Here is a 15,510-nt window from a genome sequence, read left to right on the forward strand (position 1 = left end):
GGGAGACGCGGCATGGATTTCGATCTCGTTCTGCAGGGCACGGTGGTGCTGCCGGAGCGCATTGTCGAAGGCGGCTATGTCGCCGTTTACGACGGAAAGATCGCGGAAGTCGGTATCGGCGTGCCGCCCGCGGCCAAAGAACGGCACCTGCTCGGCAAGGCACTGATCCTGCCGGGCGCCATCGATGCGCAGGTCCACTCGCTCTCCCAGAAGGACCAGGAGGATTTCATCTGGTCGACGCGCTCGGCCGCTGCCGGCGGCGTTACCACCATCGTCGACATGCCCTATGACGAAGGCAATCTCGTCTGCTCAGCCGCTGCGGTGAAGAAGAAGGTCGATCATGCCGGCCCGCAGGCGCGGGTCGATTTCGCACTTTACGGTACGGTGGATCCCGAAGAAGGTGCTGCCCGCATCGCCGAGATGGTGGCGGCAGGCGTTGCCGCCTTCAAGTTCTCGACCTTTGGCACCGATCCCAAACGTTTCCCGCGCATTCCGCCCGCCCTGCTCGACGCCTGCTTTGCGGCCATCGCCCCGACCGGGCTGACGGCCGGCGTGCACAACGAGGATGACGAGGCGGTCCGCACCTATATGGAGCAGGTGAAGGCAAGCGGCATTACCGACTGGCGCGCCCATGGCCTGTCGCGCCCGCCGATCACCGAGCTGCTTGCCATGCACACGATCTTCGAGACCGGCGCCAATACCGGCTGCCCGTCCCATGTCGTGCATTGCTCGCTCGGACGTGGTTACGACATCGCGCGGGCCTATCGCCGCGACGGCTTTGCGGCGACGGTGGAATGCTGCATTCACTACCTGACGCTCGATGAAGAAAACGATGTGAAGCGGCTTGGCGGCAAGGCGAAGATTAATCCGCCGGTGCGGCCGCGCGCCGAAGTCGAGACGCTGTGGCGCAAGGTTGCCGAAGGCAACGTCTGGCTGGTGTCGACCGATCACGTGAGTTGGTCGGAAAACCGCAAGACCAATCCCGACATGTTGGCGAATGCATCAGGTGTTCCGGGTCTGGAAGTCATGGTGCCGCTTTTCGTCAAGGGCGCGCTGGAACGTGGCGTCCCCCTGACCTGGGCAGCGAAGCTTATGGCTGAAAATCCGGCGAAGCACTTCCGTCTCGACCATATCAAGGGCGCACTGACGCCGGGCAAGGATGCCGACATCGTCGTGCTGGAGCCGAAGGAGATGGTCTACGACGCGTCGGCCAGCGGCAACAATGTCGTCGGCTGGAGCCCTTATAACGGCATCCGCCTACCGTGGACGGTTTCTGCCGCCTGGCTGCGCGGCGAAAAGATCACCGAGGGGTTGAAGGTTCTGGCCGAGCCCGGCGCCGGCCGCTTCGTGCGCCCGCTTCCACGACAGGTGCTGGCATGAGCCGCAACCTGCCCGTCAATCCTGGCCGGATCTCCGCTGATATCGAAGCCCTTTCCGCCATCACCGAGCCGGGGCATCCCTGGACGCGACGGGCTTTTTCACCGCTTTTCCTCGAAGGCCGCGCCTATCTTGAGGCACGCATGCAGGCGATCGGTCTCGATACCCGCATCGACGCATCAGGTAATCTGATCGGCCGGCGCAAAGGCGCAAAGCCGGGCTCGGGCATCATCATGCTCGGCTCGCATTCCGACACCGTCCCCGACGGCGGGCGCTTCGACGGTATTGCCGGTGTTGCCGCGGCACTCGAAGTTGCGCGGGCGCTGCGCGAACAGGAGATCCATCTCGACCATGATCTGGAGATCGTCGATTTCCTGGCCGAGGAGGTCAGCATTTTCGGCGTTTCCTGCATCGGCAGCCGCGGCATGACCGGGCAATTGCCGCATGCATGGCTCTCTCGCACAGTCGAAGGTCGCGATCTTGCCGAAGCGATTGCCGAGGTCGGCGGGTCGCCGGGTGTGCTGACGCATGAGAACAAGCCCGACATTGCCGGCTTCCTGGAGCTGCACATCGAACAAGGCCCCGTCCTTGAAAACGAGCGCAAGGATATCGGCATCGTCACGGCGATATCAGGCATCACCCGTATCGAAATCACCGTCGAGGGTCGCGCCGATCATGCCGGCACGACGCCGATGGATACACGCGCCGATGCGCTGGTTGCCGCTTCGCAGATCGTGCTCGATATCCGCAATGCTGCAAGCGAGCTTGCCAAGACGCCCGGCCATTTTGCAGCGACCGTCGGCGAATTCCGCATTGAGCCGAATGCCGCCAATGTCGTGCCGTCGCGTGTCTTGTTGCTGATCGATGGGCGGGCCGAAATCCGTGCCGACATGGAAGCCTTCTGCCGCTGGCTGGACGGCCATACGGAAAAGCTCGCTCTGGCCTTTGGCGTGACGATCGCGCCCCCGAACTGCATCTCTGACAATTTCCCGACACCGAGCGATAAGGGCCTGCTCTCGATTTTGGAACGGGCCTGCGAGACTGTCGGCGCCAAACACCGCTTCATGGCCTCGGGTGCGGGCCACGATACGGCCTGGATCGCCCGCGTGGCGCCGGCTGCGATGATCTTCGTGCCTTGCCGGGAAGGCCGCAGCCACTCCCCGGATGAATGGGCTGAAAATGACGACATAGCGCTCGGGGCCGCCGTGCTTTTCGAGGCGGTGCGCGAGATGGACAGGACACTTACGACGGAGAAGGATAATGGGACGCATACTGGTTGAGAAGGACGTGGAAGCCGCCGTCAAGGGCGGTTCCGTCTATGCCGCCGGCGGTGGTGGCTGGGCCGATCACGGCCGCATGCTCGGTTATGCCGCCGTCAATGTCGGCAAGCCCGAACTCGTCTCCATTGAGGAACTCGGCGACAACGACTGGATCGCGACGGCGGCTGCTATCGGCGCGCCGGCCTCGACCACGCCCTGGGAAATGCAGGGTATCGACTACGTGAAAGCCGTGCAGCTCCTGCAGGAGACGCTCGGCGAAAAGCTCTCCGGTCTCATCATCGGCCAGAACGGCAAATCCTCGACACTGAACGGCTGGCTGCCTTCGGCTATCCTCGGCACCAAGGTTGTGGACGCAGTGGGCGATATCCGCGCCCATCCGACCGGCGACATGGGGTCGATCGGCATGGCAGGTTCGCCGGAACAGATGATCCAGACGGCTGTTGGCGGCAACCGGACTGAAAACCGCTATATCGAGCTGGTCGTCAAGGGCGCGACGGCGAAGATCTCGCCGGTACTGCGGGCGGCCGCAGACCAGTCTGGCGGCTTCATTGCCAGCTGCCGCAATCCGCTGCGCGCCTCCTATGTCCGCAAGAATGCCGCGCTCGGCGGCATCTCCATGGCGCTGAAGCTCGGCGAAGCGATCATAGAAGCGGAAAAGAAAGGTGGATCGGCGATCATCGATGCGATCTGCAAGACGACGGGCGGCCATATCCTGGCTGAGGGTACAATCACCAAGAAGGATGTCGTCTACACCAAGGAAGCCTTCGATATCGGCACGATCACGGTCGGCGCGGGCGACAAGGCCGTGACCCTGCATGTGATGAACGAATATATGGCTGTCGATGACGCCAGTGGCACACGTGTTGCAACCTTCCCGGCCGTGATCACCACGCTTTCCGAGGAGGGCGAGCCGCTCTCCGTCGGGCAGCTCAAGGGCGGCATGCATGTCTTTATCCTGCACGTGCCGAAGGACATCATTCCGCTTTCGGCCAGTGTGCTCGATCCGACCGTTTATCCGCCCGTCGAAAAGGCGATGGGTATCGAGATAGCACGCTATGCACTGGAGACGAGGGCCTGAACCATGGCGCGTGATCCCGGCCTGGAAGAACTGATGCGCGAGGAACTCGGCGACCGACCGGGGCTGACCGAAAAATCCATGTTCGGGGGCTGGGCCTTCATGCTCAACGGCAACCTGCTCTGCTGCGCGCGCCAGGACGGTATGCTGCTGCGTCTCGGCAGGGGTAATGACGGCTGGGCACTGGCTCTGCCCGGCGTGATCCAGATGCTTTCGGGCGAACGGACCATGCATGGCTGGGTACGCGCCAATGCCGATGTTTATGGCGACGATGCCACGCGGCGGCGGCTCATCGATGCGGCGCTTGCCTATGTGGAACCGATGCCCGCCAAGTGAATGAACCGGTGCCTTCAAGGCGCCGATGACGAAAGACGAGGAACCCAAGATGCCGAAGGCCAATCCACGCCATCCGAAATTTCCGATTCCCGGCGGGCCGGAGCTGCGCGCCAAGGGCTGGCGGCAAGAAGCGCTGCTGAGGCTTCTGGAAAACGTGCTCTCGGTCGGCGAAGACCCCGACAATCTCGTGGTCTATGCTGCGCTTGGCAAGGCAGCGCGCAACTGGCCGGCGCATCGCGGCATCGTCAAGGCGCTCACCGAAATGGACGAGGACCAGACGCTGCTCATCCAGTCCGGCAAGCCGATCGGCCTCGTGAAGACTCACGCCAAGGCGCCGCTCGTCATCATGGCGAATTGCAACATCGTCGGCCAATGGGCAAAGGCCGAAGTCTTCTACGAGCTGCAGCGCAAGGGCCTGATCTGCTGGGGCGGACTGACGGCCGGCGCCTGGCAATATATCGGCAGCCAGGGTGTCATTCAGGGCACCTACGAAATCTTCATGCGCATTGCCGAGCGCCGTTTCGGTGGCGACCTTCACGGCCGTTTCGTGCTGACAGCCGGGCTTGGCGGCATGGGTGGAGCGCAGCCGCTTGCCGGGCGTATGGCGGGGGCAGCGATCCTCTGCGTCGATATCGATCCGGAACGCGCCCGCAAGCGCCAGCAGATCGGTTACCTGCAGGAGATTGCGCCCGATCTCGACAGCGCGCTTGCGATGATCAATGCCGCGGTCAAGGAAAAGCGGGCGCTCTCCGTCGGTCTCGTCGGCAATGCGGCCGAGATCTATCCGGAAATCGCCCGACGCGGCATCGTGCCCGATGTCGTCACCGACCAGACGTCGGCACATGATCTCGTCTATGGCTATGTGCCGAAGGGCATGAGTATCGATCAGGTGAAGGGCCTGCGCGATGACGGCCAGGGCCAGCTGATGGCTGCGAGCCGCGCCTCGATCGTCGAGCATGTCACCGCGATGCTGGAATTCCAGAAGCGCGGCTCGGAGGTTTTCGACAACGGCAATCTCATCCGCACCCAGGCCCGCGAGGGCGGCGTAGCCAACGCCTTCGACATTCCGATCTTCACCGAAGCCTATCTGCGTCCCCTCTTTGCCCGCGCTATTGGCCCGTTCCGGTGGATGGCACTTTCGGGCGAGGAGAGCGATATCGCCCGTATCGACGATCTGCTGCTCGAGATGTTTCCCGACAACAAGATCATCACCAACTGGATCCGGCTGGCGCGCGARCATATTCCCTTCGAGGGTCTGCCAGCACGTATCGCCTGGCTCGGCCACGGCGAGCGTACGGCGCTGGCGCGGCGGGTCAACGAACTGGTCGCCAATGGCGAGCTCAAGGGTCCGGTCGCCTTCTCGCGCGACCATCTCGATGCCGGCGCCATGGCACATCCGAACATCATGACCGAGCGCATGAAGGATGGTTCGGATGCCATTGCCGACTGGCCGCTCATCGATGCGATGATGCTCTGCTCMTCRATGGCCGAGCTCGTGGTCGTCCATTCGGGCGGCGGCGGTTATGCCGGTTACATGACGAGCTGCGGCGTCACGGTCGTGGCCGACGGCTCGGAAGCCGCCGACGAGCGCTTAGACCATGCGCTGACCAACGATACGGCGCTCGGCGTCATGCGCTATGCCGATGCCGGTTACGACGAAGCGCTGGACGAGGTGGCGAAGAAGGACGTGCCCTATATCCGGCTTGGCTGAAGGCCGTCGTCACAGATGCCGCGTTTCGGCCGGCGCGGCGTCATAGCGATCGTGCATGCCATCAAAATAGGCGACTGGGGCGGCGGCAAGCTCTTCGGCGCTGGCATCATCGAGGCAACTGACGGCGATGGCGATGAAGGGGCCGATCGTCTCGTTGTCGTTGCGGGCAAAGGAAGCCACGCCGCAATTTTCGCAGAAAAGGTGATGGATAGAGCCGGAGCCGAAAAGATATTCACGCAACCCATCCCTGCCCGAAACCAGCCGGAAGTCAGCGGGCTGAACGATTGCCAGCCAGCTGCGTTTCTTGCGGCAAACAGAGCAATTGCACTTGAAAGTGCCAGCCGAAAGGTCGAGCCCGGCCTCATAGGCGACGGCGCCGCAATGGCAACTTCCATGATAGATCTTCTTCACAATGCTCCTCCGACTCTTATTTAACCTACAAGTTAAATTAATCGTCGCAGGCCGGAAGTCAAGACGGGCGTCGAGCGAGCCGGCGCGCGGCGAGTGCTGACAGGAGAGCGAATGCCATCATGACCAGCGTGAAGATCACGATCGCCGCCCATCCCTCCATCGCCCAGAACCAGCCGCCGGCCGAGCCCATGACGCTGGAGCCGACGTAATAGGCAAGCATGTAAAGCGAGGAGGCGTGGCCCTTGGTGCCGGCGGCGAGTTTACCGACCAGACCACTTGCTACCGAATGGCTCATGAAGAAACCGCTGGTCAGCACGACGATGCCGAGGATGATGAGCGGCAGGGAGGCCGACAGCGTCAGAGCGCAGCCTGCGGCAGTGATGACGATGCCGGCCAGTAGCACGGTAAAATGGCCGAGCCGATCGCCCAGAATGCCACCGACGGAGGAGGCGCCGATACCGAACAAGTACACGGTGAAGATCAGGCCGAGTTCGGTCTGGTTCAGCTCATAGGGCGGCGCGACGAGGCGGAAGCCGGCGTAATTGTAGATCGTCACGAAGGACCCCATCGCGAAGAAGGCGATGGCGAAGATGAAGGGCAGAGCCGGATTGTTAAGATGCCCCATCCATGCCTTCAAGTGGAACTGAGGGTCAAAGCCGGCGCGGCGCACGAAATTGCGCGAGGGCGGCAGGAGCAAGAGAAACCCGATCGCGGCGGCAAGGCCGATTGCGCCGATCAGGAACAGAGCCGGCCGCCAGGAGAGATATTCGGCGAAAATGCCCGTCAGCACCCGCCCCGACATGCCGCCGAAGGCCGTGCCGCCAACATAAAGGCCCATGGTGGCGCCGAGGCCGCGCGGGTCGATCTCCTCCGCGAGATAGGCCATGGCGACGGCCGGAACGCCGCCGAGCACGAAGCCCTGCAGGGCGCGGATGACCAGCATCAGATGCCAGTTCGGCGCAAAGGCAGTGGCGATCGTCAATACGGCGGCGCCGACCAGCGAGATCGACATGAGGCTGCGACGGCCAAGCCCTTCCGAGACAGCGGCGGCGCAGACGATGGCGATCGCCAGGAAACCGGTGGAGAGCGACAGTGCCAGCGAACTTTCGGCCGGGCTGACGGAAAATTCCTGCGCGAAAATCGGTAGCATCGGCTGAACGCAATAGAGCAGCGAGAAGGTGGCAAAGCCCGAGAGGAAGAGCGCCAGGCTGGCGCGGCGATAGGCGCCGGTGCCGCGTGTCAGATATTCCTTGGCCTGTTTCCTGTATGCCGTTTTCAGGTCGGCAACGTCTTGGATTGCAGTGTCGGACATTCTCAACTCCTTCCTGCCCTCCGATCTAGTCAGGACGCCTCCATTTGTCCAATATATGAAACTGGCGATCTTGATAGGTTTTGGAGATGACGATGGAGTTGCGGCATCTGAGGTATTTTCTGGCGGTGGCCGAAGAGGGCAATTTCACGCGGGCGGCCGCGCGCCTCGGCATCGGCCAGCCACCGCTCAGCCAGCAGATCCGCGATCTCGAAACCGAAATCGGCGCCATGCTCTTTCATCGCGTGCCGCATGGGGCGGAGCTGACGGCGGCCGGCACGGCCTTTCTGCCGGAGGCGAAGGCGTCGCTTGCGGCGGCTGAAAAGGCACGGCTTGCAGCGCAGAGCGCCAATCGTGGCGAGACCGGCCGGCTGTCGCTCGGCTTTACCGCTTCTTCTGCCTTCAATCCCATCGTCAGCACGACGATCCGCCGTTTTCAGGCCAGATGGCCGGACGTGCAGCTGTCGCTGACGGAGATGAACACACTCGGCCTGATGCAGAAGCTGGAACGCGGAGAACTGGACGCGACCTTTATGCGGCCCGGCCTCGACGATCCCGACGGCATCAGGCTGAAGCGCCTGCCGGACGAACCGATGGTCGTCGCCCTGCCGGCCAGCCATCGGCTGGCGAAGCAGAAGACGCTGCCGCTTGCCCTGCTGGCGAAGGAGCCTTTCATCCTGTTTCCGCGTCTTGTCGGCCTCAGTCTCTATGACGACGTGGTACGCGCCTGCCGCGGGGCCGGCTTCGAACTGAAGGTGGCGCAGGAAGCACCGCAGATCTCATCGGTCGTCAACCTCGTCGCCGCCGATCTCGGCGTCTCGATCGTGCCTGCCTCGATTTCCCAGATCAAACTTGCCGGCGTCGCCTATCGGCCGATCGAGGGGCCGCCGGCCGTGGCGCGGCTGGCGCTTGCGGTGTTGCGCAGTCAGCGCTCGCCGGTGACCGAAAACCTGATGGGTCTTTTGAACTAACAGTCGGGATCCCAATAGGGCGGATCGCCGAAGGTCTTTTTCAGATGATCGGCGATGGCGCGCAGCTTGGCGGAGGGGTTTCGGCCTTCGGGATGGGCCATGTAGATGAATTCCGGCTCCGGCTTTGCGCCGACATCGATCTCTATCAGGCGGCCATCACGAACAGAGGGGCCGGCAATGAAGGCCGGTAGAAGTGCGATGCCGAGACCTTCGATCGCCGCATCATGCAGCATGTCGCCATTGTTGATGCCGAGGCCGAGCATCGCGCGGATGATGACGGTGCCCTCACCCGTCTGGAATCGCCAGTCGGCTGCGCCGCGGTTGGTATAGAAGACGCCACGATGATCGTTGAGATCGGACAATGAGGCAGGCTTGCCATGACGCTCGATATAATCGGGCGAGGCGACCAGCAGCCTGCGGCTGCGAGCGAGCTTCCAGGCGACAAGCCTTGTATCGGCGATGGCGCCGTGGCGGATGATAGCATCATAGCCATCCGAAGCCGGATCGACACGCCTGTCATCCATGTCGAGCGTCAGCACGATCTGCGGATGCGCCTTTAAAAACGGATAGAGGGCAGGCCCGAGATGCAGGCGACCGAAGGTGACGGGGGCTGCAATGCGCAGCGGGCCGGAAAGCGTGCCTCGGCGCTCGGCCATATCGGCCGCGGCGTCTTCCATCTCGCGGACGATGCGCCCAGCGCGCTCCAAAAAGGCGGCTCCATCCTCCGTCAAGGTCAGCTTGCGTGTGGTGCGATGGACGAGCATGGCGCCCAATGTCTTTTCCAGTTCCGCCAGTCTTTCGCTGACGACCGACTTCGACAGGCGCAGCCGCCGGGCGGCTTCGCTCACCGAGCCCGCCTCCACTACGGCAACAAAAGCCGCGATCCCTTCGATTTTCATCATCGTTCGGCTTTTCCGAATTCGAACTCCGCGATCAGGAGACTAATCCGAACGAAAGAAGAATGCCATCTTCCAGTCATCGAAACGGGACGGCAATGCCGATCCAACCCAAATTCAGGAGATGGAACAATGAATCGTCTGATCAACAAAGTCGCAATCGTCACCGGCGCAAGCTCGGGCATCGGCCGTGTGACCGCCAAGCTTTTTGCCGCCGAGGGCGCCAAGGTCGTCGTCGGCGCCCGCCGCCAGGCCGAACTCGACAGCCTCGTCAACGAAATCAAGGCTGCTGGTGGTGAAGCTGTCGCCGTTGCCGGCGACGTCCGCTCGGAAGACTATCACAAGGCATTGGTCGCGGCCGCAGTCGTAAACTACGGCAAGCTCGACATCGCCTTCAACAATGCCGGCGCGCTCGGCGAAGCCGGCCCAAGCACCGAAGTCTCCGAGGCAGGCTTCAGCGACGCCCTGGCAATCAACCTGACGGCTTCCTTCCTTGCCGCCAAGCATCAGATCGCCGAAATGGTCAAGCACGGCGGTGGCTCCGTCGTCTTCACCTCGACCTTCGTCGGCTACAGCTTCGCCTTCCCGGGTGTTGCCGCCTATGCCGCCAGCAAGTCCGGCCTCATCGGCCTGACGCAGGCGCTCGCCGCCGAATACGGTCCGCAGAACGTCCGCGTCAACGCGATCCTGCCAGGTGCTGTCGATACGGACATGTACCGCGAAATGAACGATACGTCGGACAAGCAGGCCTTCATCACCAACCTTCATGCGCTGAAGCGTGTTGCAGCACCGGAAGAGCTGGCTCGTTCCGTGCTCTACCTCGCATCCGACGATGCAAGCTTCGTCACCGGCACGGCGACATTGGTCGACGGCGGCGCCTCGATCACCCGCACCTGATGGCTACGGCGCTATTGTCCGTTACAGGTTGATGATGCTTCCTGAAACGAACAGATTATCGCGCCGGCTTTCCTCCTGCATTCTCTCAGCATCAAAAGCGTCAAACGCCAAACGACCCCCCGAAGGAACACGACAATGACTCGCCTCGCAAACAAGACAGCCATGATTACCGGCGGCACCAGCGGCATCGGCCTTGAAACCGCCCGCCAGTTCATCGCCGAAGGCGCACGTGTGGTTATTACCGGCAGCAGTGCAAAGAGCGTGGAAGTCGCTCGCGCCGAACTCGGCGACAAGGTTCTCGTCATCCAGGCCGATGCCGGCAATGTCGCCGGTCAGGCCGCCGTCGCCGAAACGGTGAGGAACACCTTCGGCACGCTCGACATCCTCTTCGTCAATGCCGGCATTGCCGAATTCGGCCCTGTCGAGGGCTGGAGCGAAGCTGCTTTCGACAAGTCTTTCGCAATCAATGTCAAAGGCCCCTACTTCCTGATCCAGGCCTTGCTGCCGATCTTCTCGAAGAAGGCTTCGATCGTGCTCAATACTTCGATCAATGCGCATATCGGCATGCCGAATTCGAGCGTCTACTCGCTGACGAAGGGTGCGCTGCTGACGCTTGCCAAAACGCTATCCGGCGAGCTGATCGGTCGCGGCATCCGGGTCAACGCCGTCAGCCCCGGCCCGATCGCCACTCCGCTCTATGGCAAGCTCGGCATGTCGGAAGCCGATTCCAAGGCGATGGCGTCCCAGATCCAGTCGCAGATCCCGGCCGGTCGCTTCGGCGAGGTCAGCGAAGTCGCCAAGACCATCGTCTTCTTCGCCTCGGATGAGGCTGCCTACATCGTCGGCAGCGAACTGATCATCGACGGCGGCATGAGCAACCTCTAAGCCCCCTTGATATCAAGGTCTCAAGCAATGGCCGCGGTTTCTTTTGACCGCGGCCTTTTCGCTTACGCGCCGGCGGCGAGGCGGCGGATCACTGTTTCGATCCTGGTCGTACCCTTCAGCGATTTCTCACACCCGGCCTCAAAGTCGATCCAGCCTTCGTTGAAGCCGTCGAGCATGCGCATGCGAGGCGCGGGGTTCTTCATGCCTTGGGCACGGAACAGCTCTTCCCAGCTTTCCTGCGGCACGACTTCCGCCGTCACCGGCTTGCCGAGCGCCTTGGCGAAGGCGGCGGCAATCATGGCCGGGCTGACGCGCTCCTGCGCTTCCAATTCCGCCACGCGCGCACCCTGCCAGTTCTCGCGCAGCATCTTCGCACCGAGCACGCCGATATCATCCACGGCAATCATCGGCACGGCACGGTCTAGCGGCTGAAGGAAGCTCGGGATGACGCCGGTTTCGCGTGCGGGCGCTACATCCCAGGCGGCGTTTTCCATGAACCAGGCGGCGCGCAGGAAAGCGACCGGGATGGAGAGTGTCGAAAGCTCCTTCTCGACGATGCCGAGCTGGCTCAACAGGTTCGGCTGCGTGGCCTGTGCGCCGACCGTCGACAGGCAGACGAGCTTCCCGGGCCTTGCAGCCTCAAGCGCGGTCTTCAGTGTTGCCAGCATGCCTTTCGCCTCCGGGAAGCCCGGAGCGGGATCAAAAAGCGGCGGGATGACGAGAAAAACACCTTCCGCGCCTCTGAACGCTGATGTCAGCGATACGGCGTCGTTCATGTCGGCGACAGCGATCTCGCAGCCCCGCTCTTTCCAGCCGGCGGCCTTTTCGGGATTTCTTACGACGGCGCGGACCGTGGCGCCATCCTTCAGCAAGTGATCGGCAACGGCGGCGCCGACCTGGCCTGTCATTCCGGTTATAGCAAACATGGGGCAACTCCTTTATTTGGGTTGGCCCACTATGCTGCCGCACTATCTTTGACTGAAGTGCGCTTACGTCATATGATTGATGACACGAAGGCAGCAATTTGGACTCGTTATGCCGAGCCCGTCTCCGCGATGTCGCAGGCAGGCTCTTGTTTCCGCCCGCGATAGGGCATATCGGCTAGGCGATATCTCTTCTCGACCGCTCCATATCCCTTTCCTGCCGGAGCCCAGTCCCATCTCTTCGGAGTTTCACATGCTGATCGGCATCCTCTGCGGTCTGGCCACCTGTGCGCTATGGGGGCTAAGCTTTGTCGCCCCGCGCGTCGTCGCGCCCTATACGGCGATCGACCTGACCGTGGCACGCTACGGACTTTTTGCCGTCGTCAGCCTTATCCTGATGGTCAATCCACGCTTTCGTCCGGTGGGTTTGCGGCGGTCGCTTGTTCTGACCGGCATTGCGCTCGGCAGCATCGGTTATGTCGGTTATTTCATGAGTATTTCCTATGCCGTGCGTTACGCAGGCACCGCCATTCCACCGCTCGTCATCGGCACGATGCCTGTACTGCTTGCCATCATCGCCAATCTCAAGGACCGGTCCATCGACTGGAGAACACTGGCAATACCGCTGATCCTGATAGCTGCCGGCATCGGCTGGGTGAATGTCTCGATCTTCGCCACGACATCCGCCAGCGATCAGCCGGAGATCCTGCTCGGCATCGCGGCCGCGCTGATCGGCCTGGCGCTCTGGGTCGCCTATGGGATGATGAGCGCTGCGGTCATGCAGTCGCAGGATGCGCCAAGTGCCATATACTGGACCGCCTTGCAGGGGATCGGCGCCGGCATCGGCGCACTCGTTCTCCTGCCCTTCACGTCGCTCGGGGAGACTGTCAGCTTCACCGGCACGCAGACCTTTCACTTCGTGCTCTGGGCGACAATCATGGGCATTGCCGGCTCGTGGCTTGCCACGCTGTGCTGGATGATTGCCTCACGCCTTCTGCCGCTCGCGCTTGCCGCCCAGTTGATCGTCGCAGAAACCGTCTTCGGCCTTTTCTACGGCTTTCTATTCGAGCAGCGCATGCCGACCGTGCCCGAAGCCGGCGGCGCCATCCTTCAGCTGATCGGCGTCGGCATGGCGATCGCAATCTTCACGCCGAAGCGGGTCAAACAAGCCTGAGTGCCGCGATTGCATGTTTTCTGCCAAAGGCTTAGGGTTTTGTCCGGTCAAAGAAGCGGCGGGAAAAACCATGGCTCTCAGCGGCAAACGCATCCTCCTCATCATCTCGGGCGGCATCGCCGCCTATAAGAGCCTCGATCTTATCCGACGCCTGCGGGAACGCGGCGCTTCCGTGCGGCCGCTCATGACGAAGGGTTCGCAGGAATTCGTGACCTCGCTTGCCGTCGGCGCGCTCGCGGCCGACCATGTCTTTACCGATCTCTTTTCGCGACAGGACGAGCAGGATGTCGGCCATATCCGGCTGGCGCGCGACTGCGATCTGGTGCTGATCGCGCCTGCAACCGCCGATCTCATGGCGAAGATGGCGCATGGGCTTGCCGATGACCTCGCTTCCACGGTGCTGCTCGCCACCGATCGGCCGGTGCTTGCCGCCCCTGCCATGAACCCGAAAATGTGGGCGCATCCGGCGACGAAACGCAATATCGAGACATTGCGGCGCGACGGCATCCGCTTCATCGGTCCTGTCGCCGGCGAGATGGCGGAAAGCCGGGAGACCGGCACGGGCCGTATGGCCGAACCGCTGGAAATCGTCGCGGCCGCCGACGTCCTGCTCGATGATGGTCCGAAACCGCTTGCCGGCAAAAAGGCGATCGTCACTTCAGGTCCGACGCATGAGCCGATCGATCCGGTGCGCTACATCGCCAACCGCTCCTCCGGCCGGCAGGGCCATGCCATTGCCGCAGCGCTGGCGCGGCTCGGCGCGGATGTGACGCTCGTGTCCGGCCCGGTAACCATTCCTGATCCTGCGGGCGTCAGGATGGTACATGTCGAGCGAGCGGAAGAGATGCGCGATGCCGTGCTCGCTGCCCTTCCCGCTGATGTCGCCGTCATGGTGGCTGCGGTCGCCGACTGGCGGGTGGCTTCGGCCGCCGACCAGAAGCTCAAGAAGCATCCGGGCGAATCCATTCCGACGCTGGCGCTGACGGAGAACCCGGATATTCTCAAGACCGTCGGCCATCACACGACGCGGCCGAAATTGGTGATCGGCTTTGCAGCAGAGACACAGGATGTCGAGGCCAATGCCAAGCTGAAGCTGGAGCGCAAGGGTGCTGACGTGATCGTCGCCAATGACGTATCGCCTTCGACCGGCATCATGGGGGGCACGCGCAACAGCGTAAAGCTCATCCGCCGCGACGGCATCGAGCAGTGGCCCGATCTTTCCAAGGACGAGGTGGCGGATCGGCTGGCGGCGCTCATCGCCGAACGACTCAAGCAGGAATAGAGACGGGCTCTGGCCTTGCGGACGCGCGCTTTTCAGGCTGGAAAGACGTGATCCCAAGACCATCGGCGCTGACGATCACAGCGCTCCCATCGGGTATTTCCCGCCAGGCATCACCATCATCATTCAGCGGCTCGGACACGAGGCAGTAGCCCTTGGCAAGCGGCGAGGCATAGAGCGTCGGCGCCTTGTGGTCGGTGGCATAGCGGACCGCGTAAAGAGACTTGCCGTCCGAGAAGGCCGCGGTGAAGCGCAGCAGCACGGAGCCGAGAATATTTTCCGCCAGGCCTTCGACGAAGGCGATGGTCTGAGCCACAGCGGCGATCGGCGCATCCCGGAGGCCGAACTGCAGAGCGAGCAGGAACAGAAGCTCGGAATCCGTCGTGCCACTGCGAGCATTGAAGAGTTCGTCATCCAGCATGGTCTCCATCGGCCGACGCAGACGCTCGAAGCCGGAGATCTGGCCGTTATGCATGAAGGACCAGGTCTCATGCGTGAAGGGATGGCAGTTGTCGCGCCGCGTGCCGCCGCCGGTCGCTGCCCTAACATGGGCGAGGAACAGCGGCGAACGGATCTGCCGCGCCAGGCTCTTCAGATTACAGTCGGACCATGCCGGCAGGATATCGCGGTAGCGGCCCGGCTCAGGTCGGTCACCATACCAGGCGATGCCGAAACCATCGCCATTCGTCGCCGTCTTGGCGCGGGTGGCGCAATGGGATTGCTCGATCAGGGAATGGGCGGGCGAAGATACCAGCTCCTCCAGATAGAGGGGGTCTCCGCGATAGGCTGCCCAGCGACACATGCTCTTGCTCCGGCCCGCCGCCTGCTGCGGCAGGAATGCTGAAAACGTCTTGGATTGTCTGACGCCATGGCTAATAACGGCTTAACAGCTACCCGATTTGCAAGGCGAAGATGACGAATTCTTGACGCCGGCCAGGATCACTTTCAGCAAAAACAATATGGATTTGCGTGATCGCAATGGCGGA

General features: G+C 62.5%; 15 protein-coding genes. 10 read left to right on the forward strand and 5 right to left on the reverse strand.

Features of this window, described 5'->3' with window-relative positions; genetic code table 11:
* Positions 1-12 precede the first annotated feature (12 nt).
* The 5 genes from AC1DM5_RS14450 to AC1DM5_RS14470 are packed head-to-tail and all read left to right on the forward strand — an operon-like array spanning position 13 to position 5,779.
* The gene (locus AC1DM5_RS14450; RefSeq protein ID WP_477975160.1) at positions 13-1,380 is read left to right on the forward strand and encodes a dihydroorotase; all 1,368 of its coding nucleotides are present in this window, start codon (positions 13-15) and stop codon (positions 1,378-1,380) included.
* Positions 1,377-2,657 (forward strand): Zn-dependent hydrolase, encoded by a 1,281-nt coding sequence (locus AC1DM5_RS14455; RefSeq protein WP_477819119.1) that lies wholly within the window; start codon positions 1,377-1,379, stop codon positions 2,655-2,657. Before AC1DM5_RS14450 ends, AC1DM5_RS14455 begins: the two co-directional genes overlap by 4 nt.
* A complete protein-coding gene (locus AC1DM5_RS14460) occupies positions 2,638-3,735 on the forward strand; it encodes a DUF917 domain-containing protein (RefSeq protein WP_477819120.1) in 1,098 nt (365 codons plus the stop codon). Before AC1DM5_RS14455 ends, AC1DM5_RS14460 begins: the two co-directional genes overlap by 20 nt.
* A gap of 3 nt (positions 3,736-3,738) precedes the next feature.
* A complete protein-coding gene (locus AC1DM5_RS14465; protein WP_477819121.1) occupies positions 3,739-4,068 on the forward strand; it encodes a TfoX/Sxy family protein in 330 nt (109 codons plus the stop codon).
* Between the two features lie 49 nt (positions 4,069-4,117).
* A complete protein-coding gene (locus AC1DM5_RS14470; RefSeq protein ID WP_477975238.1) occupies positions 4,118-5,779 on the forward strand; it encodes a urocanate hydratase in 1,662 nt (553 codons plus the stop codon).
* Positions 5,780-5,788: 9 nt separating this feature from the next.
* Here the strand turns inward: AC1DM5_RS14470 and AC1DM5_RS14475 are convergent, their stop codons facing one another.
* Together AC1DM5_RS14475 and AC1DM5_RS14480 are read right to left on the reverse strand one after the other, a co-directional pair.
* Positions 5,789-6,190 (reverse strand): GFA family protein, encoded by a 402-nt coding sequence (locus tag AC1DM5_RS14475; RefSeq protein WP_113324745.1) that lies wholly within the window; start codon positions 6,188-6,190, stop codon positions 5,789-5,791.
* A 58-nt stretch (positions 6,191-6,248) separates the two neighbouring features.
* Positions 6,249-7,502 carry an MFS transporter gene (locus AC1DM5_RS14480; RefSeq protein WP_477819122.1) on the reverse strand — a complete coding sequence of 418 codons (1,254 nt, stop codon included), beginning with the start codon at positions 7,500-7,502 and terminating at the stop codon, positions 6,249-6,251.
* Positions 7,503-7,594: 92 nt separating this feature from the next.
* Here AC1DM5_RS14480 and AC1DM5_RS14485 point away from each other — a divergent pair, with 92 nt between their 5' ends.
* Positions 7,595-8,470, forward strand: a complete 876-nt coding sequence (locus AC1DM5_RS14485; protein WP_477819123.1) for a LysR family transcriptional regulator — start codon at positions 7,595-7,597, stop codon at positions 8,468-8,470.
* Here AC1DM5_RS14485 and AC1DM5_RS14490 read toward each other — a convergent pair.
* The gene (locus AC1DM5_RS14490) at positions 8,467-9,372 is read right to left on the reverse strand and encodes a LysR family transcriptional regulator (protein WP_477975162.1); all 906 of its coding nucleotides are present in this window, start codon (positions 9,370-9,372) and stop codon (positions 8,467-8,469) included. The two genes, AC1DM5_RS14485 and AC1DM5_RS14490, sit on opposite strands and share 4 nt — an antisense overlap.
* A 126-nt stretch (positions 9,373-9,498) precedes the next feature.
* On the opposite strand from AC1DM5_RS14490, the gene AC1DM5_RS14495 reads away from it, so the two are divergent.
* On the forward strand, positions 9,499-10,263 hold the full coding sequence (locus tag AC1DM5_RS14495) for an SDR family oxidoreductase (RefSeq protein WP_477975164.1): 765 nt from the start codon (positions 9,499-9,501) through the stop codon (positions 10,261-10,263).
* A 135-nt stretch (positions 10,264-10,398) separates the two neighbouring features.
* Positions 10,399-11,148, forward strand: a complete 750-nt coding sequence (locus AC1DM5_RS14500) for an SDR family oxidoreductase (protein ID WP_477819126.1) — start codon at positions 10,399-10,401, stop codon at positions 11,146-11,148.
* Between the two features lie 62 nt (positions 11,149-11,210).
* On the opposite strand, the gene AC1DM5_RS14505 is transcribed toward AC1DM5_RS14500, so the two are convergent.
* Positions 11,211-12,074 carry an NmrA family NAD(P)-binding protein gene (locus AC1DM5_RS14505; protein ID WP_477819127.1) on the reverse strand — a complete coding sequence of 288 codons (864 nt, stop codon included), beginning with the start codon at positions 12,072-12,074 and terminating at the stop codon, positions 11,211-11,213.
* 250 nt (positions 12,075-12,324) lie between these two features.
* Here AC1DM5_RS14505 and AC1DM5_RS14510 point away from each other — a divergent pair, with 250 nt between their 5' ends.
* Positions 12,325-13,245 (forward strand): DMT family transporter, encoded by a 921-nt coding sequence (locus AC1DM5_RS14510; RefSeq protein WP_477819128.1) that lies wholly within the window; start codon positions 12,325-12,327, stop codon positions 13,243-13,245.
* Positions 13,246-13,315: 70 nt separating this feature from the next.
* Positions 13,316-14,527 carry a bifunctional phosphopantothenoylcysteine decarboxylase/phosphopantothenate--cysteine ligase CoaBC gene (coaBC, locus tag AC1DM5_RS14515; RefSeq protein WP_477819129.1) on the forward strand — a complete coding sequence of 404 codons (1,212 nt, stop codon included), beginning with the start codon at positions 13,316-13,318 and terminating at the stop codon, positions 14,525-14,527.
* Here coaBC and AC1DM5_RS14520 read toward each other — a convergent pair.
* Positions 14,514-15,326 (reverse strand): class II glutamine amidotransferase, encoded by an 813-nt coding sequence (locus AC1DM5_RS14520; protein WP_477975166.1) that lies wholly within the window; start codon positions 15,324-15,326, stop codon positions 14,514-14,516. The two genes, coaBC and AC1DM5_RS14520, sit on opposite strands and share 14 nt — an antisense overlap.
* Positions 15,327-15,510 lie beyond the last annotated feature (184 nt).

This window comes from Rhizobium sp. 01T437, from assembly GCF_056398505.1.